Annotated in this window: 16 protein-coding genes; 8 read left to right on the forward strand and 8 right to left on the reverse strand. The window is 74.2% G+C overall.

Translation table 11 applies throughout. From position 1 onward, the window contains the following. Nucleotides 1-7: 7 nt before the first annotated feature. Nucleotides 8-442 carry a roadblock/LC7 domain-containing protein gene (locus tag IE275_RS11580; protein WP_189710560.1) on the reverse strand — a complete coding sequence of 145 codons (435 nt, stop codon included), beginning with the start codon at nt 440-442 and terminating at the stop codon, nt 8-10. Further along, entirely contained in the window at nt 439-3,369 is a 2,931-nt protein-coding gene (locus IE275_RS11585) for a nitrate- and nitrite sensing domain-containing protein (RefSeq protein WP_189711108.1), read from the reverse strand. Before IE275_RS11585 ends, IE275_RS11580 begins: the two co-directional genes overlap by 4 nt. Nucleotides 3,370-3,789: 420 nt before the next feature. Here IE275_RS11585 and IE275_RS11590 point away from each other — a divergent pair, with 420 nt between their 5' ends. From IE275_RS11590 to IE275_RS11600, 3 genes are all read left to right on the forward strand, one after another. Continuing rightward, nucleotides 3,790-4,479 carry a hypothetical protein gene (locus tag IE275_RS11590; RefSeq protein ID WP_189710562.1) on the forward strand — a complete coding sequence of 230 codons (690 nt, stop codon included), beginning with the start codon at nt 3,790-3,792 and terminating at the stop codon, nt 4,477-4,479. Between the two features lie 266 nt (nt 4,480-4,745). After that, the gene (locus IE275_RS11595) at nt 4,746-6,236 is read left to right on the forward strand and encodes an aldehyde dehydrogenase family protein (protein ID WP_189710564.1); all 1,491 of its coding nucleotides are present in this window, start codon (nt 4,746-4,748) and stop codon (nt 6,234-6,236) included. A 145-nt stretch (nt 6,237-6,381) separates the two neighbouring features. Continuing rightward, entirely contained in the window at nt 6,382-7,944 is a 1,563-nt protein-coding gene (locus IE275_RS11600; RefSeq protein WP_189710566.1) for an APC family permease, read from the forward strand. A gap of 58 nt (nt 7,945-8,002) precedes the next feature. On the opposite strand, the gene IE275_RS11605 is transcribed toward IE275_RS11600, so the two are convergent. The 4 genes from IE275_RS11605 to IE275_RS11620 form a co-directional block, all read right to left on the reverse strand. Continuing rightward, nucleotides 8,003-12,628, reverse strand: a complete 4,626-nt coding sequence (locus IE275_RS11605; RefSeq protein WP_189710568.1) for a coiled-coil domain-containing protein — start codon at nt 12,626-12,628, stop codon at nt 8,003-8,005. A 100-nt stretch (nt 12,629-12,728) separates the two neighbouring features. Beyond that, nucleotides 12,729-13,607, reverse strand: a complete 879-nt coding sequence (locus tag IE275_RS11610) for a hypothetical protein (RefSeq protein WP_189710570.1) — start codon at nt 13,605-13,607, stop codon at nt 12,729-12,731. A gap of 52 nt (nt 13,608-13,659) precedes the next feature. Further along, nucleotides 13,660-15,189, reverse strand: coding sequence for a hypothetical protein (locus tag IE275_RS11615; protein WP_189710572.1), 1,530 nt, complete (start codon nt 15,187-15,189; stop codon nt 13,660-13,662). A 204-nt stretch (nt 15,190-15,393) separates the two neighbouring features. Then, nucleotides 15,394-16,098 (reverse strand): GntR family transcriptional regulator, encoded by a 705-nt coding sequence (locus tag IE275_RS11620; protein WP_189710574.1) that lies wholly within the window; start codon nt 16,096-16,098, stop codon nt 15,394-15,396. Between the two features lie 205 nt (nt 16,099-16,303). On the opposite strand from IE275_RS11620, the gene IE275_RS11625 reads away from it, so the two are divergent. From IE275_RS11625 to IE275_RS11645, 5 genes are all read left to right on the forward strand, one after another. Next, a complete protein-coding gene (locus IE275_RS11625; protein ID WP_189710576.1) occupies nt 16,304-17,605 on the forward strand; it encodes an MFS transporter in 1,302 nt (433 codons plus the stop codon). A gap of 101 nt (nt 17,606-17,706) precedes the next feature. After that, nucleotides 17,707-18,546: a putative hydro-lyase gene (locus IE275_RS11630; RefSeq protein WP_189711110.1), complete on the forward strand. Its 840-nt coding sequence runs from the start codon at nt 17,707-17,709 to the stop codon at nt 18,544-18,546. A 20-nt stretch (nt 18,547-18,566) separates the two neighbouring features. After that, nucleotides 18,567-19,325, forward strand: coding sequence for a LamB/YcsF family protein (locus IE275_RS11635; protein ID WP_189710578.1), 759 nt, complete (start codon nt 18,567-18,569; stop codon nt 19,323-19,325). Next, nucleotides 19,322-19,990 (forward strand): 5-oxoprolinase subunit B family protein, encoded by a 669-nt coding sequence (locus tag IE275_RS11640; RefSeq protein ID WP_189710580.1) that lies wholly within the window; start codon nt 19,322-19,324, stop codon nt 19,988-19,990. Before IE275_RS11635 ends, IE275_RS11640 begins: the two co-directional genes overlap by 4 nt. Then, a complete protein-coding gene (locus IE275_RS11645; RefSeq protein ID WP_189710582.1) occupies nt 19,987-20,904 on the forward strand; it encodes a 5-oxoprolinase subunit C family protein in 918 nt (305 codons plus the stop codon). Before IE275_RS11640 ends, IE275_RS11645 begins: the two co-directional genes overlap by 4 nt. Nucleotides 20,905-21,004: 100 nt before the next feature. Here IE275_RS11645 and IE275_RS11650 read toward each other — a convergent pair whose 3' ends face one another. Both IE275_RS11650 and IE275_RS11655 read right to left on the reverse strand, forming a co-directional pair. Continuing rightward, a complete protein-coding gene (locus IE275_RS11650) occupies nt 21,005-21,976 on the reverse strand; it encodes an SGNH/GDSL hydrolase family protein (protein WP_189710584.1) in 972 nt (323 codons plus the stop codon). Beyond that, nucleotides 21,973-23,154 carry a glycosyltransferase gene (locus IE275_RS11655; RefSeq protein ID WP_229870208.1) on the reverse strand — a complete coding sequence of 394 codons (1,182 nt, stop codon included), beginning with the start codon at nt 23,152-23,154 and terminating at the stop codon, nt 21,973-21,975. Before IE275_RS11655 ends, IE275_RS11650 begins: the two co-directional genes overlap by 4 nt. Nucleotides 23,155-23,247: the final 93 nt, after the last annotated feature.

Raw genomic sequence — 23,247 nt, forward strand, 5'->3', positions numbered from 1 at the left:
CATCCCACTACCCGCCCGCGGACAGATCGGTGCGCGGGGCGGTGCCGAGATGTACGCCGACGCGCTTGACGAGCAGGGTCATCTCGTACGCCACGAGGCCCACGTCCGAGTCGGCGTCCGCGAGCACGGCGAGACAGCTGCCGTCGCCGGCGGCCGTGACGAACAGGAAGGCCTCGTCGAGTTCGACGACGGTCTGACGGACGCTGCCCGCCTCGAAGTGGCGGCCCACGCCCTTGGCGAGGCTGTGGAACCCGGAGGCGACGGCGGCCAGGTGCTCGCTGTCCTCCCTGCTCAGGTCCTTGGACACGCCGGTCGGCAGGCCGTCGCCGGAGAGCACGACGGCTTTGCGGATGCTGGCCACGCGGTCGACGAGTTCGTCGAGGAGCCAGTTCAGCTCGCCGTTGACGGTCGTGGTGTGGCCGGTCGCCTCTGGTGCGGTCATCGACCGTCCCCCTTTGTCGTTCGTTGTGGTGCTGTGCCGCTGTGGGCGTCGTCGCCCGCGGCGTTCTCCTCCCGGCCGCGCTGCCAGCCGCGCTGGAGCGAGGCCATACGGCTGCGCACCTCGTCGGCGTCCCGGTCGGCGGGGTCGGAGTGGTTCTCGGTGCGGGGCGCCGGGCCTTGCCGCAGCTGCGGGGCCAGGTTCGCCTGCCGTACGCGCCGGGGCAGGGATCCCGGGCCGGGGCCCTGGCCGTGCGGCGCGGTGGTCCGGTGAGAGGCGCTGTCGTCGGGGCCGCCGGGCCGGGCGGACGTGATGTCCGCGGCCGCGGGCGCACGGGAGGCGGCCGGGGCCGCCGGCGCACCCTCCCGGCCGCCGGGGCCGTCCGGGGCCTGCCGGGTCCGCTGCGGGAGGGCGGGCGGCCCGGACGGCCGGGACGGCTCGTCGGTGCCGCGTCCGGGTCGCGACGGCAGTACCGGCGGCTGGGCCGGGCCGCCGCTGTGCGGGATCTGGGGCGAGTCGCCGCGGCGGCGCGTGGGCAGGGGCGCCGGGCCGTCGGTCTCCGCACGGCGCGGTCCGGGCCGCGTAGCGGAGTCCTCGCCCGTCTCCGTGCGCCGGGGGCGCTGTTCGGTGACCGGGCGGCCGTGCGAGCTGACCAGCTTGGGGGTGCGGCGGCCGGGGAGCGGTACGGGGGCGGCCACGTCGTCGGCGGACCGGTCCGGTTCGCCGCGGGGGTCGAGCCTTCGGCGCTGGTCGACGGCGCCGACGGCCGGCTCGTCCGCGCGGGTGAGGGAGCGGCGCGGGTGGAACAGGCCACCGTGCTCGTCGTCGTCCTCGTCGAGGGCGGCGGCCGGGAAGTCGCCGAGGGCGTCGAGGCCGACGGGCGCCTCCAGCTCGACCGGGCCGTCCAGCAGCGAGGCGGGCACGCCGGGGAGCTGGACCGAGGAGGAGAGCGCCGGCCTGCGGCTCTCCTTGGGCTCGGCCTCCTTCGGGGCGCGCGGGCGGTCGAGGCGGAAGCCGATGCCGTTGGTGTCGGGGACGTCGTCGGTCAGCAGGGTGTCGGGGATGAAGACGACTGCGGTCGTCCCCCCGTACGGGGAGGGCTGGAGGGAGACCCTGACGTTCTGGCGCTGGGCGAGCCGGCTGACCACGAACAGACCGAGGCGGTCGGTGTCGGACAGCTCGAACTCCGGGGTCTCGGCGAGCCGGAGGTTGGCCTCCAGGAGCGCTTCGGGCGCCATGCCGAGACCGCGGTCGTGGATCTCCAGGGTGAATCCGTTGGCGACCCGCTCGCCCAGGACGTGGACGGCGGTGTGCGGCGGGGAGAACACGGTGGCGTTCTCGAGGAGTTCGGCCACGAGGTGGGTGAGGTCGGCGACGGCCGGGCCGGTGACGGCGAGGCGGGGCAGCCGGCGCACCTCGATGCGCTCGTAGTCCTCGACCTCGGCGACGGCGGCGCGCACGATGTCCATGAGCTGGACGGGCTTGCGCCACTGCCGGGAGGGCGCGGCGCCGGAGAGGATCACCAGACCCTCGGCGTGCCGGCGCATGCGGGTGGTGAGGTGGTCGAGGCGGAAGAGGTCGGCGAGTTCCTCGGTGTCGTCGGTGCGCCGCTCCATGGTGTCGAGCAGGGTGAGCTGCTTGTGCAGCAGGACCTGGCTGCGGCGGGCGAGGTTGACGAAGACCTCGGAGACACCGGCCCGCAGTTCGGCCTGTTTGACCGCGGCCTCGACGGCGGCGCGCTGGAGGGTGTTGAGGGCCTGGCCGACCTCGCCCATCTCGTTCTTGTCGTACTCCAGCTGCGGCACCTCGGTCTCCACGTCGACCTGTTCGCCGGCGGAGAGGCGGCGCATCACACTGGGCAGCCGTACGCCGGAGGCCTCGTGGGCCTCCACCCGCAGCTGGCGCAGATCGCGGATGAGGCCGCGGCCGACGCGCACCGACAGGACGAGGGAGACGATCAGGGCGATCAGCCCGAAGACGACGGCGACGACGGCCTTGACGATGACCTCGGTCGCCACGGGCCGGACGCGGTCCTGGTAGCGGTCGTTGGCCTGCTCGTCCAGGGTGCCCAGTTCGTCGAGGACGTTTGCGGCCGCGGTGTCCCAGTTCCGGGCGGTGACGCCGCGGGGCATGTCGCCGGGCGTGGTGGCGACGACGGCGAGTTCGGCGGTCCGCAGGGGCGCGGTGGTGGCGTTCTTCCAGAAGCTCTCGTAGCGCTCGCGTTCCGCCGCGGGCACCTGGGCGAGGCTGATGTCGTAGACCACGTCGCGCTGGGCCATGAGCTCGGAGACGTCACGGATCTCGTCGCGGCCGAGCCGGCCCACGACCAGCGCGGAGCCCAGCAGCGCGTCCTCCCGGGAGAGCAGCTCCCGCGCGCGGGCGATGCTGACGAGGGCGCGGTACTGCTTGTCCATCTCGACGCTGTCGACCACGTCCAGCTTGGCGAACAGCGCGTAGCACGGGTCGATCAGCTGGTTGTAGAGGCCGAGGGCCTGGACGCGGGTGACCGTGCCCTCCTCGGCGCTGCGCCGCAGGGAGTCCACGCCGTCGAAGGCGTCGAGGACGGCGGTCAGGCCCTCGCCGTCGTCCTGGTCCAGGACGTCGCGTACGTCGGGGTTCCGGGCGTTGGCGCGGAGTTCGGCGAGTGCCTCGTCCGTCGCGGTCCGGGTGCGGCGCAGCGCGGAGAGCGCGTCGGAGGCACGTGGGTCGGCCAGGTAGACGAGGGTCTGCCGGCGTTCCTGCTGGACGACGCGGACGGTGTCCTCGATGGGGTAACCGACCTTCTCCATGAGCGAGGAGACGGTGAACAGCCGGCTCGCCTCACGGCCCGTCAGTACCGTGGCGAAACCCCAGAGAGCGGTCAGGGACACCAGCGGCACGAGAAGCAGCGCCACGATCTTCCGGCGGATCGACTTCCCGCGAAAGCGCATGGCCTCCCCCAGCTCGGACCCCCACCGGACGGGGGTACGCATGTGCGTCAACAACCTGCGCGAGCCTACTACCGACGCACAGTGAACTCGAAGAGCCGTCCGGAACACGAACTTCCGCACCAGGGCCGAGAGATGGGGAGTTGTCCGGGCATTGCGGGAGATTGCATCCCCGAATCCGGGCTGCTCCCGCCGTCCGGATCCGATCGGCTCCGTGGCGGAGTTGGCCAGATTTTTTCGCCGTCCGGGAATCTTCGAGGCGCGTTCTTCGTCCTACTCATTGGGAATTGGGGGCGGAATCAGCCACGGAAGCGGCAGTCCCCACCCGGGCGGCGTAATTCAGAGCAAGGCGGGCAGCCACTGGGGAGCCGGGTCTTCGATCCGGAGGCGAGCGGTCTGCTGGCGGTGGGGAGTGACACGGTGATGGGCACGGCGGAGCGGCGCGGGGCGCCCGAGAACGGCGCGTCGCGCGGTACGGCGGTGCGGACCCCCGAGGAACCGGATCGCGACATTCCGGTGAGCGGGAGCGGAGCGACGGACCGGCGCGGGATCGTGACGGACACAGAGGAAGCGGGTGACCAGGACTCGACGGTGGGCGCGGACCCCCTCGCGGCGACGCACGAGGGCGTCCGGCAGGGCGCCGCGGCGCGGGAGGAGACGGTCGTACGGACCGGTGCCGTCGGCACCGAGGGCGAGCGCGGCAGCGGACAGGAGCGCGTGGCGTACCGGCCGTTGTGGGTCGAGGAGCCCGCGCGCCGGCGCCGGATGCCGGACCCGGTGCGGACGTCGGCCGTGCGGGCGGTGCTCGTCATCGCCGTGACGCTGATTCAGGCGATGGTCGCCTTCCTGTCCACGCTGGCCGGCTCCTGGCTGGCCTTCCCGATGGTGATCAGCAGTGTGTTCAGCACGGTGATGGCCACCTGGGGCGTGCTGGACGTATGGGTGACCCGCCAGGTGTGGAACCAGCGCAACGGCGTGGTCTCCATCCCGAGCAGCACCGCGCGGTCGCTGCGACGCGAGCGCCGTCGTGCGCGCCGCCAGGCACGGACCGCCGAGCGCGCCCAGGAGCGCATACGCCGGCAGGGCGGCACGGGGCAGCTGTCCCACTCCTGAGGGGCGGCTCCCACCACCGAGGTGGGAGCCCCCTCCCCCGCGGCGGGCCGACACGTGGTCGCGGCCGGGCTGTCACGTGCGGATTCCGTGACAGCCACGGCCGGACCGCCGTTTCACACGGTGATCGTGCGGGGCGTCCACACGTGTGAACGAATCGCAACCCGCGATGTCCTCCCGGGCCTGCCGCCAAGGTGGTGTGCTGGTCCCTCACGAGCACCACATCGGGATCTTCCACGAGTGGCTCGTCGACAGGCTCGGAGGCGGCCATGCCCGATCTGTACATCGACGGCGAGTGGCGGGGTGCGCTCGACGGGCGCACCCGGGAGATCCGCTGCCCCGCCGACGGCTCCCTGGTCGGGGTCGTCGACGAGGCCGGCGGCAAGGACACCGTGGAGGCGATCGCCGCCGCCCGCCGCGCCTTCGACTCCGGCCCCTGGCCGCGCACACCCCCCGCCGAGCGCGGTGACCTGCTGCTGCGGGTCGCCGGCCTGCTGGCCCGAGACAAGGCCGCGCTGGCCCGCGCCGAGTCGCTGGACACCGGGAAGCGGCTGGTGGAGAGCGCGTACGACATCGACGACATCGTCAACTGCTTCCGCTACTTCGGGCGACTGGTGGGGGACGAGGCCGGCCGGGTCGTCGACACCGGGCGGGCGGACGTGGACAGCCGGGTGGTGCACGAGCCCGTCGGCGTCTGCGCGCTCATCACGCCCTGGAACTATCCGCTGCTCCAGACCGCGTGGAAGGTCGCCCCGGCCCTCGCGGCCGGCAACACCTTCGTCCTCAAGCCGAGCGAGCTGACCCCGCACACCGCGATCCATCTGACGCGGCTGCTCGCGGAGGCCGGACTTCCGCCGGGCGTCGGCAACCTGGTGCTCGGCGCGGGCCCCGAGGCGGGCGCCCCGCTCGGCGACCACCCCGACGTGGACCTGGTCTCCTTCACCGGCGGCCTGCGGACCGGCCGCGGCCTGATGGCGGCCGCCGCCGGGACCGTCAAGAAGGTCGCCCTGGAACTCGGCGGCAAGAACCCCAACATCGTCTTCGCGGACGCCGACTTCGACACGGCCGTCGACATGGCGCTGACCGCGGTGTTCCTGCACTCCGGGCAGGTCTGCTCGGCCGGGGCACGGCTCCTGGTCCAGGACGCGCTGCACGACCGGCTCGTCGACGAGATCGTCCGGCGCGCCGCGGAGATCCGGCTCGGCGGGCCGTTCGACGAGCGGGCCCAGACCGGACCGCTGATCTCGGCCGCGCACCGGAGCAAGGTCGAGGCGTACGTCGCCCGGGGGCTGGCCGAGGGCGCCGTGCTGCGGTGCGGCGGCGAGCGGCCGTCCGGGCCCGGCCTCGACGAGGGCTTCTACTACCCGCCGACCGTGCTGGACGAGTGCGCGGCAGGGATGTCGGTGGTCCAGGAGGAGTCCTTCGGACCGGTGCTGACCGTGGAGCGCTTCACCGACGAGGCGGAGGCGGTGCGGCTCGCCAACGGAACCGTCTACGGCCTCGCCGGCGCCGTGTTCACGGCCGACGAGGCGAAGGCGGCGCGGGTCGCGGCCCGGCTGCGGCTCGGCACGGTCTGGATCAACGACTACCACCCCTATGTCCCCCAGGCCGAGTGGGGCGGCTTCAAGCAGTCCGGCTTCGGCCGGGAACTCGGGCCCTCCGGGCTCGCCGAGTACCAGGAGGTGAAGCACATCTGGCGCAACACCGACCCCTCCCCGCAGGGCTGGTTCGCCCAGGACCGGTCCCCCTCCCCGTCCTGAGACCTCTCCGGCGGGGTGACTCGCAGGCGGTGCGCCCGACTCCCTCGCCACCGCCCGCACCTGACCTCCCCCTGCCACCGCCCTCACCGATCCAGGCACCCGCAGCTCGACCGGCTCCCCTCCCTCGCCCACCAGGAGTCCGCTGATGACGACGACCGAGCAACCGCCAGGCCCGCACCACGACGACACCGAACTCGCCGAGTTCGGCTACAGACCCGAACTCAAGCGCACCCTCGGCAACTTCCACACCTTCGCCGCGGGCATCAGCTACATCTCGATCCTCACCGGCACCTTCCAGCTCTTCTACTTCGGCTACGGCAGCGGCGGCCCCGCCTACTGGTGGTCCTGGCCGATGGTGTTCGTCGGCCAGTTCACGGTCGCCCTGTGCTTCGCGGAGCTGGCGGCCCGCTATCCGGTGGCGGGGTCGGTCTACAACTGGTCGAAGAAGATAGGCAACCCGCACCTGGGCTGGCTGGCCGGCTGGATGATGCTGATCGCCTCGATCGTGTCGATCGCGGCCGTGGCGCTGGCCTACCAGCTGACGCTGCCGCAGATATCCGACGCGTTCCAGTTCGTCGGGGACGGCACCGGCAGGTACGACGTGGCGACCAACGCGGTCGTCCTGGCCGCGGTGCTGATCCTGTTCACCACGCTGGTGAACGCCTTCGGCGTCAAGCTGATGGCGACGATCAACACGGCGGGCGTGTTCATCGAGCTGATCGCCACCGTCGTCCTGATCGTCCTGTTCGCGGTGCACATCACGCGCGGCCCGCAGGTGGTCATGGAGACGAACGGCACCGGGGCCGGCTACGGCGCCGGGTACCTGGGCGCGTTCCTCGTGGCCTCGCTGGCGTCCGCGTACGTCATGTACGGCTTCGACACGGCCGCCTCGCTCGGCGAGGAGTCCCTGGACCCGACCCGCAACGCACCGCGCGCCATCATCCGGGCGATCGTCGCCTCGTTCGTGCTGGGCGGGCTGGTCCTGCTGCTGGCGCTGATGAGCGTCTCCAGCCTGAAGGGCGAGAAGCTGTCCACGGACGGACTCCAGTACGTCGTCCTCGACGTGCTCGGTCCGACGGCCGGCAAGGCGATGCTGTGGTGCGTCCTGATCGCGGTCACGGTGTGTGCCCTGGCGGTGCACACGGCGGCGGTCCGGCTGGCGTTCGCCATGGCCCGGGACAACAACCTGCCCGCGTCCTCCCGGCTGGCCCGGTGCAGTCCGCGTTTCCACACGCCGATCCTGCCCACCGTGATCATCGGACTGCTGGCTCTGGCGATCCTGGTGGTCAACATCCGCCAGCCGCAGATCTTCACGGTCGTCACCAGCATTGGCATCATCATGATCTACCTCGCCTATCTGGGCGTGACGGCTCCGATGCTGGTGGCGAGGCTGCGCGGCCGGTGGCAGCCCGCGGGGGACGGACGGTTCTCGCTCGGCCGCTGGGGGCTGCCGGTCAACATCCTCGCGGTGGTGTGGGGCGCCGCGATGACGATCAACCTGATCTGGCCGCGCGCCTCGGTCTACAACGCGGCGGCGCCCTTCCACTGGTACCTGAAGTGGGGCGCCGTGCTCTTCGTCGCGATCATCGCGGGCGGCGGTTTCGCCTACTACTGGTTCGTGCAGCGGCACAGGACCGGTGTGCTCGCCGAGCACCGCCTGGACGCCACGGCCGAGCCCGCTCCCCTCCCGGGCCCGGCGACCGACTGACCGGCCCGCCGGGCCCGCCGAGGAGGGCAGCCGCTCATGAGCGGCTGCCCGCGCCCGGTCAGGACGCGCTCGGCGCCGGTCGCTTGTACATCCGCGTCGCGGTGATCTCGCTGTGTCCCGCCTCCCCCGCCTGGGGCTGCTGGGGCAGTCCCGGGCGCAGGTGTTCCTCCACGCTGATGTACTTCAGACCGGCCCTGAGGTCGGCGTCGTTGCGCAGCCGGATGACCAGCGGGAACTCGGCGAGCGCCGTCGTGTCGAACAGGCCGGTGGTGTACAGGAGCTGGACACCGAGGGCGTCCGACACGGCCCGCTGGAGCTCCAGCAGATACGTCGCGTTGGCGCGGCCGATGGGGTTGTCGAGGAACAGGGTGCCGGCGTGCCGGTGCTTGTCCCGGCCCCGGTCGTTCGAGCGCAGGGCGGCCATCGTGCAGTACAGGGCGATGGCGGCGGTGAGCAGCTGGCCGCCGGAGAACACGTCGCCCATCTGCCCGACGGGCACACGCTCGGCGCGCAGCACGGCGTCCGGCTTGAGGATCTCGACGGCGACGCCCTTGGGCTGGAGCGCGGCCCCGACCCCGCGCAGCAGCAGCGACATGCCGTCGCGCCGCAGGTCGGAGTTCTTCTTGACGGCCGCGCGGGTGGCCTCGTCGATGACCTCGCCGAGCCGCTCGGTGAGGGTGGCCTGGTCGGGCTCCTCGAAGCGGATCCGCAGGAACTCCTGGCCGGACCATTCGCCGAGTCCCTCGGGCAGCCGGGACAGCCGCTGGGCCGAGCGGAGGGTCGCGAGCGCGGACTCGACCAGTCCCCGCAGCCGGTCCACGATCGAGTCGCGGTTGCGTTCGAGCTGGGCCAGTTCGTCCGTCAGCACCCGCAGCCGGGGCGCGAAGGCGTCCGCCCACTTCTGCGCGTGCTCGGGCAGCGCGGCGGCGGGCAGTTCACGGATCTGCTGCCGGGCAGGGGTGCGGACCTGCTCGTAGCGGGTGGAGTTGGCGTGCCGGACGAGCACGTCACCGGCCTCGCGGACGGCGGACTCGGCGGCGGACAGGTCGCCGGCGCAGCCGCGCAGGGAGCGGCGGGTCTCGGCGGCCGAACCGCGGGCCTCCTCCAGGGTGCCGGGGTAGGGCTCCGGCGTCTCCTGCTCCTCCTCGGAGTGCTCACGGGTCTGCTCGCGCAGCAGGTCGCGCAGCATCGCGGCGATCTCGTCGAAGCCGCCCGCCGCGTCCTCGGCGGCGCGGTGGGCGTCGAGCAGTTCGGCGTGCGCCTCGCGGGCCTGGGCCAACGCCTCGGTGCGGGAGGCGAGTTCGGCAGTCGCCGTGCGCAGCAGGACCTGTGCGTGCTCGGCGTCGCGCGGCTGGAGTTCCTCGGACAGCTCGGTGTGGGCCTCGCCGTCCTCGGGGGCGTGCCGCTCGGCCTCACCGCGCAGCCGTCCGAGCTGCTCGCTCGCGGTGGACATCCGGGTCTCCAGGAGCTGCACCAGCTCCTCCGCTCGGGCGGCGGCGGCCTGCCGGGAGGGCCCGTCGGATCCGTCGGGCGACTGGAGCAGCTGTTCCGCGCGGGTGCGGACCTTGTTGCTGAGCCGGTCCAGCTCGGCACGGGCGGCGCTCTCGTCGCTCTCCGCACGCGCCTGCTCGGCCCGCAGATCGGCGCCGACGCCGACCTTCTCGTACAGCTGGGAGGCGGCCCGGTGGGCCTCGCGCAGGGCGGGCAGCGACGGCCCCGGCGCGTCGGCCGCCGCCTCCGGTACGTCGTCGGGGGCGCCGGCGATCTCGGAGCGCTCGGCGCGCAGCGCACGCGCGGTGCGGCGGGCGTCGTCGGCGGCGCGCTGGGCGGCGCGGCGGTCCTCGTCGGCGGCGCGGGCCCGCTCCAGGCAGGTCTGGGCGCGGGCTTCCGACTCGGCGGCGTCGTCGGCGAGTTCGCGCAGCTTGACCTGCCAGCCGGCCCGTTCGCGCAGCCGGAAGGCGAGCCCGGCGAGGGCGTCGGCGGCGCGCCGGGCCTTCTGGGCGGCCTCCTGCTTCTCGTCGCGCACCTGCGCGGCCTCGGCGGCGGCCTCGTCGGTCTCCGCGCGCACGGTCCGCGCCTCGGCCAGTTCGGCCTCGGACTCCTCGGCGAACGCGCGCGCCTCGGCGGCTGCCCGCGCCAGTTCGGCGAGCCGCCCGGCGGGGCAGCCGGTGCGCCAGGACGCGAGCCGTGCGGACAGTTCGCGGTCCTTGCCGAGGCGGGCCGCGAGCCGGCGGATGTCCTCGTCCCGCTCGGTCGCCCGTGCGCGCAGCGCCTGCCGCTCCTCGTCCGCGGCGTGCTCGTCGTGCATGGCCGGGTTCGGCGGGACGAGGAAGACGTCACCGCTGTGGGCGTCGGCGGCCGGGGTCGGGGCGAGCAGGGCGGCGGCCGTGCCGACGGCGACGGCGGAGCGCGGCAGCAGCGCGGCCTCGCTGAGCGCCTCACGTGCGCGTGCGTGCGAGTCGGGGTCGGTGATGATCACGCCGTCGACCAGCTCGGGGCGGGCGGCGAGCACGCGCGCGTGGTCGGCGGGGTCGACGGCCTGGGCGAGGTAGCGCCAGCCGGGCAGGGCGGGGATGCCGTGCTCGCCGAGGAACTCGACGGTGGCCAGGACGTCCGGGCCGGGCGGGAGCAGTCCGCCGTCGCCGAGGGCGCCGAGGATGCGGGAGTCGTCGGCGGCGGCCGTACGCAGCTCGAAGAGCTGGCGTTCGGCGGAGGAGACGGCGTCGTCGAGGAGTTCGCGCAGTTCGTCGGCACAGCGGTCGAGGTCCTCGGGGGTGAGGAGCGCCTCGCCCGGGTCGCCCTCCTGGCGGGGCTGCGGGATCGGTCCGCGCGACGTGGGGCCGGTCAGACCGAGCAGCTCCACGAGCCGCTCCTCGCCGGCCAGGTTCTCGGCGAGCCGTCGCTCGGCCTCGTAGGAACGGTGTGCGGCCGTCGCCGCGTCCGCCGCGCGGGCCGCGGTCAGTTCGGCGCGGGACTCGGCGGAGGCGGCCTCGCGCGCGTGCTCGGTGGCCCGCCGCGACTCCTCGCGGACGGTGTCCCAGGCGGCCACGGCGGTCTTCTCGGCGTCGCTGGCGGCGAGGGCCGCGCGCGCGGGGTCGGCGTCGGGCGCGCTGTCGTCCAGCCAGCCCGCGCGGACGGCCTCGGCGGTCTCCTGCTCGACCTCGGCGAGGCGCTGGCGCAGGTGGCCGATCTCGCTGCGGGCGCGCTGCGCCTCGGTGGCGGCGGACGTGGAGTCCCGGTGCGCGCTCTCGCCGGCCTCCTGGAGGGCGGCGGAGCGCTCCTCCCCCTCGTTGGCGACGGTCTCGGCGCTCTCGGCGGCGGCGTGCAGGGCCCGGACGAGGTCGACGGCGGCCCGGGTGCGGGCGGCGAGGGCCGGGGCGGCGTCCCGCTCGGCCTCCTGGATGGCGGCGGACACGCGGGCGACCCGGTCGGCGGCGGCGCGGTGGCGCAGCACGACCTCGGCGGCCTGCCAGGCGGAGTGCAGGGTGCGCGCGTCGGCGAGTTCGCGCTTCTGGGCGGCGGCGGACTTCTCGGTGGCGGCGAGCGCCAGTGAGGCGTGCCGGTAGGCGAGTTCGGCGGCGATCAGCGCGCTGCGTTCGCGCGCTCCCTCGGAGTGCGTGACGGCGTAGGCGGCGGCCGTGACCCGCTGGGCGAGGTCGGTGGCCCGCGCGCGTTCCCGCACGGCCCGGGCGGAGAGCCGGCGGGCCAGCGTGCGCGTACGGCGTTCGGCGCCCGCGTGGACGTCACGCGCGCGTGAGCGGGTCTCGGCGGCCTCGACGATCCGGCCGAGCAGGTCCGCCGATCCGGCGGTGAAGTCCCGTTCGGCGATCAGCTCGGCGCGCCGGCCCAGTTTGTTGCCGAAGCCGCCGACGAGGTCGGCGAGCCCGTCGGTGTCCCGGGTGTCGGTGACCGCCCGCAGCAGCAGGTCGGTGAAGTCGGAGTCCTTCTTGACGGCGAAGAGGCCGGCGGCCTCGCCCTCGTCGGCGTTCATCTCCCGCTGGTAGCGGAAGAGTTCGGGGTCGAGGCCCAGCTCGCCGAGGTGTTCGATCCAGCGGTCGTGGATCTCCTCCCAGTGCACCTCCAGATGCGGGTACGCCTTCCCCGCGTCGGTCAGGGCGTCCCGGAACCCCTTCATGGTGCGGCGGCGCCCCCGCGCCCCGGAGACGCCCTCGACGGGCGGGCGTACGGCGGTGGACTCGGCGACGGGCAGGTTGTCCAGGCTGAGGCCGGGCCCGGGCCGGAAGGAGTACCAGGCCTCGGCGAACTTCCGCGGGTCGTTGGACACCTGCCGGCCGCGCCACTCGCTGGCCTTGCCGACGACGACGCACTCGCCGGTGAGTACGTGCTGCCACTCCAGCGCCACGTGTCCGCAGTCGTCGGCGAGCAGGAACTTGCGCAGCACGCCGGAGCTGGCGCCGCCGAGGGTGTTGCGGTGGCCGGGGAGCATCACCGAGAAGATCAGCTTCAGGAGTACGGACTTGCCGCCGCCGTTCTCCAGGAAGAGCACGCCGGCGGGCGCGGGCCGGCGCGGCGGGCCGACCGGCTCGTCCTGGAAGAACTCCGCCTGCATGGGGGCGGGGTCGGGCACGACGTCGCCGACGCCCCGCAGGTCAAGCACGGTGTCGGCATAGCGCGCACCGGCGGGACCGATGGAGTAGAGGCGGACCCGGGACAGCTCGTACATGGCGGACTCTCGTAAGTCTTCGGCAGATCAGAGGGGGGATCGGTCGGTGGGTTGGCGGATCAGTGGGGTGATCGAGGCGTTCGGGAGGGGAGCGGGTCGTTCAGGAGTGGAACGGCAGTCCGGCGTCGGCCACCAGGTCCAGGTCGTCGCTCTCCTCGGGGGGCAGCAGCGTCGGGGTGCCGTCGGTGACCGGGACGACGCCCAGTTCCAGCAGCTCGGCCAGGGCGGCGCTGCCCGCCATGTCCCGTACCTGGAGCTGGTAGCGGGCCGTGGTGCGGTAGGTGCCGCCGTTGTCGTCGCCGGTCCGCTGGAGGAAACCCGACTCGGTGAGGAAGGCGACGGCCTTGCCGACGATCCCGGTGGTCGAGCCGGCGAGTCTGCGGGCGTCCTTGGTGGCGCCGGCGGCGCTGCGTCTGGCCCAGATCCGCCAGGCGGCCTCAAGCCCCGGCGCGTCGGTGGCCGGGTCGGTGTTCTCGCCCTGTTCCTCGGCCCGCTCCTCCAGGCGGCGGCAGGCCTGCCGGACGAAGGCGTCGACGCCGTTGACGCTGACCCGCCCGATGTAACCGTCGTCGGCGAGGTCCTCGGGGCGCGGGAAGGCCATCGCGGCGACGGCGAGATGGGCGAGCCCGTGCAGGAAGCGGTCGCCGCCGTCGGCGGACGTACGACGCGCGTAGTCGCCCATGCGTACGGCGAACACCGAGTCCTCGGCGGCGGTCACGGCCATCCCCGCGCGCGGGGACACCTCCAGCACGACGAGTCCGAGCCCGGCGGCGATCGCGTCGGCGAGCCGCGCGAACGCCGGGTCCTCGCGGTGGCGGCGCAGCAGCTCGGCGTACTCCTGGTCGCGGGCGGGCTGGAGTCTGGGCTGGAGCCCGAAGGCGACGAGCCGCGCCGCGTCCGCGGCGTCGGCGGGGGTGACGGCGGCGCTCGCCGACGGGGCGGGGGCCTCCGGTTCACTCCGGTCGACGTGCTCGGTCACGGTTTCGGCTCCTCAATGTGCTCGGATGCGGTGGTTCGGTTCACGGGGCGGGTCATGCCGCCTCCGTACGGTCCGCCGCCATCCCCGCGGCGTCGAGCAGGGCGGTGCCCACTATCAGGTCGGCGCCGCCGAACTCGGGGTCGTCCAGTTCGGTGCCGTCGTCCACGGCGAACAGCAGCTTCTCCTCGCCCTGGCGGTAGGCGGTGCCCACGGGCGGGCTGGCGGCGTGCACGGCCAGCAGGGCGACCAGGTAGGCCAGATCGGCGTCGCCCGTGGCCCGTGCCTCCTCCAGCAGCCCCGACAGCCGGCGCGGCGCGTCGGCGGGCAGGTCGAGCAGATCCTTGGCCGTCGCGAGCTGCTCCTCGCTGAACCGGCTGTCGTCCGGGGTGGCGATGAGGTCGGGCTCGGGCATCTCCGCGCCGAGGTGCTCGCGCTCCACCGGCGGGGTCAGCAGCAGGTCGACCAGGTCGCCGATCCGCACGGCGGCCGGTGTGCGCAGGCCGGTCCCGCGGGCGAAGAACGCGCCGGTGACCCGGGTCGCCTGCTCCAGCGGCAACGGCAGGACGGGGGCGACGAGGTGGCCGTAGAGGTCGATCCCGGAGGACGTCATCGGCGTGGCGAAGGCCTGGCGGTCCTGTTCGGCGCGGAACAGCGGGCCGGCCTCCAGCAGGCGGGACTGGAGCTGGGTGTGGCGGCGGATGCAGTCCTTGACGATGTCGACGAGCTCGGCGGCCCGGCGCTTGTTCTCGGCGTCCTCGATCTCGTCGCGGGCCTTGCGGATGTTGGTGAGGATCGCGTTCTCGTGGCGGTAGCGGTCGGCGACGTGATCGAGGGCCTCGGCGATCATGTCGGGGACGGCGTTGAGCCAGTCCACCGCGCGGACGTTGCGGCGGGTGGCCTCCAGGGCCCGGCGGAGGGTCTCGGAGTACTGCACGGTCCGGTAGCGGGCCTGTTCCGCGGCGAGCTGGGCGTCGGCGAGGCGCCCGCGCCGGATGAGGACCTCCAGCTTGACCTCGGCGGCGATCTGCGCGCTGGTGACGTCGGTGTCGAGGGCGCCGACGAGGACGTTGACCGCCTCGTCGGTCGTGCGGAGATAGACCGTGCCGTCGTGGCCGGGGACCTCCTCGACCAGCTTGAAGTCGTAGTCCCGGCGGACATAGGTGCCGTCGGCCGCGAAGGTGCCGTAGACCGCGCGGAAGCCACGGTCGACGCTGCCGACGTTGATGAGGTTCTCCAGGACCCAGCCGGCCACCCGCTCGTGCTCGGCGACGGGCCGGCGGGGCGCCTGTGCGGCGATGCGGGGGATGAGCCGGGCGACGATCTGGTCGTGGTCGGCGCCGGTGTCGAAGTCCATGTTGAGTGTGACCAGGTCGATGGCGGCGAGGGCGATCTCCGCCATGCCGTACACCGAGTACTCGCCGGCGAGGTTCGCCTTGCGCGCGTCGAGGTCGTGCAGCGGTGCCGTGCAGGCGAGCGCGCGCAGCCGCCGCGCCAGCCCCTCGTCGGCGGCCGGGCCCGGAGCCGGGCGCGGCCCCGCGCTGAGCTGGGGCGGAACACGGTCCGTCGAAGCAGGCGAAGTCACGGTGCACAGACTAGGTCCTCGGTCTGACATCGACCCAAACGACCGGAGTTGCGATCACCGTCAGGACGGCGCGAGAAGATCGCCCGGGGCGGACCCTGCCGCGGCCTCCGGCGGACCCTGCCGCGGCCTCCGGCGGACCCTGCCGCGGGATCGGGCGGTCCCTGCCGCGGCCTCCGGCGGACCCTGCCGCGGGCTCGGGCGGTCTCAGCCGCCGGTGAGGTCGTCCCCGACCCGGCGCCGGTAGGCCTCCACCACCCGCTCCAGCGAGTCGCCCAGGTACCCGGCCAGCAGCCGCTCGGCCTCCGTCCGGTCGCCCGCGCGGAGCGTCTGGAGGATCTGCCGGTTGCGGGCGAGGTAGGGCTCGTGCAGCCGGCGCGGATCGTCGACGACGTGGAAGGCGAGGCGCAGCTCGGCGAAGACGCTGCGCATCAGCTCGTCGGTGCGATCGCTTCCGGCCAGGGCGACCAGCGCCCGGTGGAAGTGGATGTTGGCGGTGCCCAGCGTTTTCCAGTCGCCTTCGCGCGTAGCCCGCAGCCCCTCCTCGACGGCCTCGGCGAGCCCGTCGAGCGCGTACGGCGGCTCTCCGAGGCCTCGGACGACGGCGCACTCGACGAGGATGCGGGTGCGGTAGATGTCCTCGACGTCCTCGATGGTCAGGACCCGGACGAAGACACCCCGGTTCAGTTCGTGGACGAGCAGGCGCTCGTGCGTGAGCAGCCGGAACGCCTCGCGGAGGGTGTTGCGGGACACACCGAGCGCCCCGCCGATGCCGTCCTCCGACAGCCGGGTTCCCGGCGGGAAGTACCCCTCGGCGATCCGGCCCCTGAGGATGTCCGAAACCCGCTCGGCCGTGCTCGTGCGGCCCAGGAGGGCGCGGTCGTCGGCCAGTCCCGCCAGCTGCTCTGCCATGCCCGGAATTCAATCGCAGGCACGAGAACGAAACAACACGGGTATTGAAGGATCGTTCAACGATCCTCTACCTTGCTGACACAGGCGCCGCCCCGTCCCCACCGCGGCGCCCCCGCACCCGCTCCCGCACGGCACGGCACAGCACGGCTCAGTCCCAGCACGGCTCAGTCCCAGCACCCTCCGTCATCCCTCTGCGAGGTGCCCGATGAGCACGACTCCTCCACCGCGGACCGCCACCGCCGACCCGCGCCCCTCCTCCGCCGAGCACCTCCCCGACGACGGGGCGTTCGCCTGGCTGCGGGCCCTCGGCCCGCGCGGCCGCCGCGCCTTCGCCGGCGCCTTCGGCGGCTACGCCCTCGACTCCTACGACTACTTCACGCTGCCCCTGAGCATGGTCGCGCTGGCCGCGTACTTCGGCCTGGACAGCGGCCAGACCGGCCTGTTCACCACCGTCACCCTGGTCGTCTCGGCGGTCGGCGGCGCCGTCGCGGGCGTGCTGGCGGACCGGATCGGCCGGGTCAGGGCCCTGATGATCACGGTGATCACGTACGCCGTGTTCACCGTCGCCTGCGGCTTCGCGCCGAACTACGAGACGCTGCTGGTCTTCCGGGCCCTCCAGGGGCTCGGCTTCGGCGGCGAGTGGGCGGTCGGCGCGATCCTGGTCGCCGAGTACGCCGACGCCCGGCACCGGGGCCGCACCATGGGCGCCGTCCAGAGTTCCTGGGCGGTCGGCTGGGGCCTCGCGGCGATCGTGTACACGCTGGTCTTCTCGGTCTTCGGCGACGACGTGGCCTGGCGCGTGATGTTCTGGACGGGCGCCCTGCCCGCGCTGCTCGTGGTGTGGATGCGGCGCCGGGTGAAGGACGCCCCCACGGCCGAGGCCGCACGCGAGCGGAACGCCGGGAAGGGCTCGTTCCCGGCGATCTTCAAGGGCCGGCTGCTGCGGACGACGTTCTTCGCCGCGCTGCTGTCGACCGGCGTCCAGGGCGGCTACTACACCCTGGCGACCTGGGTGCCGACGTATCTGAAGTCGGAACGCGGTCTGTCCGTGGTCGGCACCGGCGGCTATCTGACGTTCCTGATCTCGGGCGCCTTCCTCGGCTATCTGACCGGCGGCCACCTCACCGACCGGCTGGGCCGGCGCCGCAACATCTGGCTCTTCGCCCTGCTGTCGGCGGTCTGCATCCTGGCGTACGCGAACATCCCGGACGGCGCCAACGCCCTGCTGCTCGTGCTCGGCTTCCCGCTCGGGTTCTGCATGTCGGCCATCTTCAGCGGCTTCGGGTCCTATCTGAGCGAGCTGTACCCGACGGCCGTGCGCGGCACCGGGCAGGGCTTCACGTACAACACCGGCCGCGCCGTGGGCGCCGTCTTCCCCACCACGGTCGGCTTCCTGGCCGACAGCTGGGGTGTGGGCGGCGCGCTGGTCTTCGGCGCGATCGGCTACGCAATCGCCGCCCTGGCACTGCTGGGGCTGCCGGAGACGCGCGGCAAGGAGCTCGAGTGAACCGTCCGGCCCCCGCCCCCACCGAGGACCGCCGGCCGGCCCTCACCGAACGCCGCCCGTCCGCCCTCGCCGAAGACGGTCCTTCGCCTCTCGGCGGACACCTGGACGGACACCGTCCGTCGCCCGTCGTCGAGGACCGTCCCCTGACCCTCGTCGACGGCCACGCGCACGCGTGGAGCCCCGTGAGCGCCCGGGCCCGCTTCCGGGCGGGCCTCGCGGGCCCCACGGCCGGGGTCTCGGCGGGCCACACCCAGGTCAACCTGATCTCGGTGCCCGCCGACTGGGCGTACGAGATGCTCCTGTTCTGCCAGCGCAACCCGAAGCCGTGTCCGGTGCTCGACGTCACCGACGCCGGTTCCTGGACGACCGTGCTGGCCGAGGGGGCCGACCTGCGCACCGATCTGCCGCGCTACCGGGTGTGGGAGCACGGCGAGCTGGTGGACGAGCCGACCGACGCGCGCGCGTACTGGCGCGAGGACCTGGTGTCGTTCCTGATCGGATGCAGCTTCACCTTCGAGTGGGCGCTGGCCGGGGCGGGCGTCCCGATCCGCCATGTCGAGCAGGGGCGCAACGTCCCGATGTACGTGACGAACCGTCAGTGCAGGCCGGCGGGACGGCTGCACGGGCCGATGGTGGTGTCCATGCGCCCGGTGCCGCCGGTGCACCTGGCGGCCGCCATCCGGGAGAGCGGTCTGCTCCCGGCGGTGCACGGCAGCCCCGTACACTGCGGCGATCCGTCGGGACTGGGCATCGACGACCTCGGCCGGCCCGACTTCGGCGATCCGGTGGACGCCGAGCCGGACGACATCCCGGTGTTCTGGGCCTGCGGTGTGACCCCGCAGGCCGCCGTGATGGCCTCGCGCCCGCCGTTCGCCCTCACCCACGCCCCGGGGCAGATGTTCCTCACCGACGCCCGCGACGAGCAGTACCGCGTGGCCTGAGCAGGAGACACTTGGGATTCATGAGCACCATCGATCTGAACGCCGACCTCGGCGAGGGCTTCGGCCGCTGGCGGCTCACCGACGACGAACAGCTGCTGTCCGTCGTGACGAGCGCCAACGTGGCCTGCGGGTTCCACGCCGGGGACCCGGTCACCATGCGCCGGGTGTGCGAGCTGGCGGCCGAGCGCGGCGTGACGATCGGCGCGCAGGTGTCCTACCGGGACCTGGCGGGGTTCGGGCGGCGCGCGATGGACGTGCCGCCCGCCGAACTGGCCGCCGAGGTGGCGTACCAGATCGGTGCCCTGGAGGTCTTCGCCCGGGCGGCGGGCGCACGCGTGGCGTACGTCAAGCCGCACGGCGCGCTCTACAACCGGGTCGTGCACGACGAGCGGCAGGCCGCCGCGGTGGTGGACGGGGTGCTCCTCGCCGACGCCACCCTGCCCGTGCTGGGGCTGCCCGGCTCACGTCTGCTGGCGCTGGCCGGGAAGGCGGGGCTGCCGGCCGTCCCGGAGGCGTTCGCGGACCGCGCGTACACCGAGCAGGGCACGCTGGTGCCGCGCTCGGAGGACGGGGCGGTCGTGACCGATCCGGACGCCGTCGTGGAGCGCTCGGTGCGCCTGGCCCGCACCGGTACGGTCACCTCCCGCGCGGGCTCGTCGCTCGCGGTACGCGCGCGTTCCCTGTGCCTGCACGGCGACACGCCCGGCGCGGTGGAGCTGGCCCGCCGGGTCCGGCGCGGCCTGGAGGAGTCGGGCGTACAGGTGGAGGCGTTCGTATGAGCAGGCGCGTCCTGCCCGTCGGCGACGACGCCCTGCTCGTCGAGGTGACGTCGGGCGCGGAGGCCGAGGCGCTGCACGCGGAGCTGCTGCGCCGCCGTGCGGCGGGCCTGCTCGGCGTCCGCGAGATCGTCCCGGCGGCCCGCACGGTCCTGCTGGACGGCCTCGCCGACCCGGCCCGTTGGACTTCCGAACTGACCGGGGCCGAGATCCCGCCCGCCTCAGCACAGGCGGGCGAGGTGATCGAACTGCCGGTGCGCTACGACGGCCCCGACCTGGCCGACGTCGCCGCGCACTGGGGTGTCCCGGAGCAGGAGGTGGCCCGCATCCACGCGGCCACCGAGTTCCGGGTCGCCTTCTGCGGTTTCGCGCCGGGCTTCGGCTACCTCACCGGCCTGCCCGCGCGCTACGACGTGCCGCGCCGGGCCACCCCGCGCACCTCCGTGCCGGCCGGCTCGGTGGCGCTGGCGGGGCCGTACACGGGCGTGTACCCGCGTGCGTCGCCGGGCGGCTGGCAGCTGATCGGCACCACGGACGCGGTGCTGTGGAACCACGCGCGCGTGCCGGCCGCGCTGCTGTCGCCGGGCACGCGCGTACGGTTCGTCCCGGTGGCCGGACCCTCGACAGCCGTGCCGCCGGCCACGCGGGGACCGGGAGGCACCGGATGAGCGACCGCGCACTCGCCGTGGTCCGCGCCGGGGCGCTGACCACCGTGCAGGACCGGGGGCGTCCGGGACACGCCCACCTCGGCGTGCCCCGCTCCGGCGCGCTGGACGCCCCGGCGGCGGCCCTGGTCAACCGGCTGGTCGGCAACCCGCCCGACGCGGCCGTCCTGGAGACCACGGTGACCGGCTGTGCCCTCAGGCCGCGCTGCGACGTGACGGTGGCGGTCGGCGGGGCGCCCTGCCCGGTGAGCGTGGACGGCCGCCCGGCCCCCTGGGGCGCACCCGTGCGCGTGCCCGCCGGGAGGGTCCTGGACATAGGATCGGCACTGTCCGGACTGCGTACGTACGTCGCCGTGGGCGGCGGGATCGCGGTGGAACCGGTCCTCGGCAGCCGCTCCACCGACCTGCTCTCGGGCCTCGGCCCGGTGCCCCTCGCCCACGGCGCGGTCCTCCCTCTGGGCCCCGCGCCGGCCCTGCACACGCGCGTGGACGTGGCCCCGCAGCCGGCGCCGCCCGCCGAGCTCGTCCTGCGGGTCACCCTCGGACCGCGCGACGACTGGTTCACCGCGGCGGCGGTCCATGCCTTCACCGCACGCGCGTACCGCGTGTCCCCGGCGAGCAACCGCATCGGGCTGCGCACGGAGGGGCCCGCCCTGGAGCGGGCCCTGACCGGGGAGCTGGCGAGCGAGGGCATGGTCCTGGGCGCCGTCCAGGTGCCGCCCGACGGCAGACCCGTCGTCTTCCTGGCGGACCACCCGACCACCGGGGGCTACCCGGTGATCGGGATCGTCCGCCCGGCCGACCTCGCGGCCGCCGCCCAGGCGGTCCCGGGCACCCCGGTCCGCTTCGTGGCGGTACGGCGACGCCGGCCCCCGCATACCGGCCGGACGGACGGGACATGGCGCGAGCGCACCTAGGGCCTCTCTTTCGGATCTTGCCGGGGTCGCGGGGCCTGGCACGCACAGCCGCGCCGCCAACTCCCGCGGACCGGAGCCGGCCTGATCCGAAAGAAAGGCCCTAGGCGGCGTCCGGCTGCCGCTCCGCCACCGAGAGCGCGGCCAGCGCCGCGGACACCGCCGCGGTGGCCCGCAGGTCGAGGCGGGCGCTGGTGCCCCGGGCGCGGTGGCGCAGCTCGTCGGCGGCCAGGGTGAGCAGCTGCGGCAGCAGGTCGGTGCAGCGCCGGGCCACCCAGCCGGTGCCGGCGGTCGCCAGCCACCACAGGCTCGCCGACCTGGCGGGCGCCGGGAACTCCGGCTCCGGCGAGGGCGGGGTCCCGGTGGCGAGGCCCGCCCGCGCCAGTTGCGCGTGGAAACGCACGGCCAGCTGCCGGTGCCCCCGCTCGCCGGGGTGGAGCCGGTCCGCGCTCCACATGGCCCGGTCGGTGAGCCAGGCGCCCTCCGAGGCGTGCAGATGGACGGCCCCGTACCGGTCGGACAGCGCGTGGACGACCGCGTTGACCGCGCGCTGCCGCCGGGCCAGCGGGCGGGCGAGCGCTCCCGGCAGCCCGAGCATCGCGCCCGGGTCGGGCAGGCAGGCGGTGAGCAGGACGGCGCCCTGCTCGGTGAACGCGCTGTACACCGCGTCGAGCCGGGTGGCCACGGCGTGGATGTCGAAGGTGCAGCGCAGGGTGTCGTTGACGCCGACGACGACGGACACGACGTCGGGCCGCAGCTCCAGGCCGGCCGGGAGCTGCCGTTCCAGCACGTCCCGCGTCTGCGCGCCGCTCACCGCGAGGTTGGTGAACTCCACGGACGACTCCACGGGCTCCACGGAACCCTCGGATCCTTCGGACCCCTCGGACTCCTCGGACCTTTTGGACCCCACAGACCCCACAGACCCCACAGACCCCACAGACCCCACAGACACCGCCGGCTTCTCGGCGAGCCCGTCGGCGAGCAGCGCGGCCCAGCCGCGCCACCCCTCCCCCACGGGATCCCCCACGCCTTCGGTGAGCGAGTCCCCGAGCGCGACGAACCGCACGGGTCTCATCCGAGCCCTCCGGAGACGAAGGGACGGGTCGGCGTCGACACACCGGTCGCGTCGGGACGGGACGGCACCGTCGCGTCGTGTGCCGCCAGGAACGCCTCCACCGCCGTTCCCCACCCGAAACACTCCGCCCGCGCGCGGGCGCTCTCGCGCCGCTCCCCCTCCGGACGCGCGAGAAGGCACTCCACCGCGTCGGCGAACGCCTCTCCGCGGTCGGCGGCGACGGCCCCCGCGCCGCCGATGACCTCCGGCAGGGCGGACGAGGCGCTCACGACCACCGGCGTCCCGCAGGCCAGCGCCTCCAGCGCGGCCAGGCCGAACGTCTCCGCCGGCCCCGGGGCCAGGCAGACGTCGGCGCAGGCCTGGAGCGCGCCCAGCGCGTCCCGGTCGGTGACGTGCCCGAGGAAGGTCACGGGCAGTGCCCGTTCCCGTGCGCGTTGTGCGAGCCGGGCCCGCAGCGGCCCGTCCCCGGCGACGAGCAGCCGCGCCCGCACGCCCCGCCGCACCAGCGCCTCCAGGGCGTCCAGTGCCGTCGCGGGCCGCTTCTCCACGGACAGCCGGGTGCACGTCACCAGCAGGACCTCGTCCTCGCGCGCGTGGCGGGCCCGCAGCCCGGCGTCGTAGAGCGAGGGGTGCCGTTCGGCCAGGTCGACGCCGAGCGGTGCCCGCACCACGTTCCGGGCGCCGATCCGTACGAACTCCCGCTCGGCGAACTCGGTCGTGCAGACCACGCGCGCGTACGTGTGCGCCGTACGGATGTTGAGCGCGTCGGCGGCCCGCCGGGCGGCCGGCTCCGGCAGGCCCCAGGTGCGCAGCACGCCGTCGGCGGTCTCGTGGGAGACCATCACCGCGGGCACCCGGGCCCGCCGCGCCCATCTGCCGGTCCACCGCAGCGTCGTACGGTCGCAGACCTCCAGGCGGTCCGGGGCGAGGTCCTCCAGCAGGCGGGCGACGCGCCGCTTGTCGGTGAGTACGCGGTAGCCGCCGGTACCCGGCAGCAGCGGCCCGGGCAGGGTGATCACCCGGCCCTGCTCGGTCTCCCGGTCGTCCGCCCGCTCACCGGGCACGATCAGGACGGACTCGTGTCCCGCCGCCCGGTAGCCCTTGCCCAGCTCGCGCAGCGCGGTGCGCAGCCCGCCCGATGCGGGGGCCACGAAGTTGGCGAGCCGCACGATCCGCAACGCCTCACCCTTCGCCGCGGGAGCCCAGGGAGCCCCGGAGGCCCCGGGGGTCCCGGAGGCCCCGGAGACCCCAGAAACCGGGGAAGCCCCGTA

The organism is Streptomyces phaeofaciens, assembly GCF_014648915.1.
GTDB lineage: Bacteria > Actinomycetota > Actinomycetes > Streptomycetales > Streptomycetaceae > Streptomyces > Streptomyces phaeofaciens.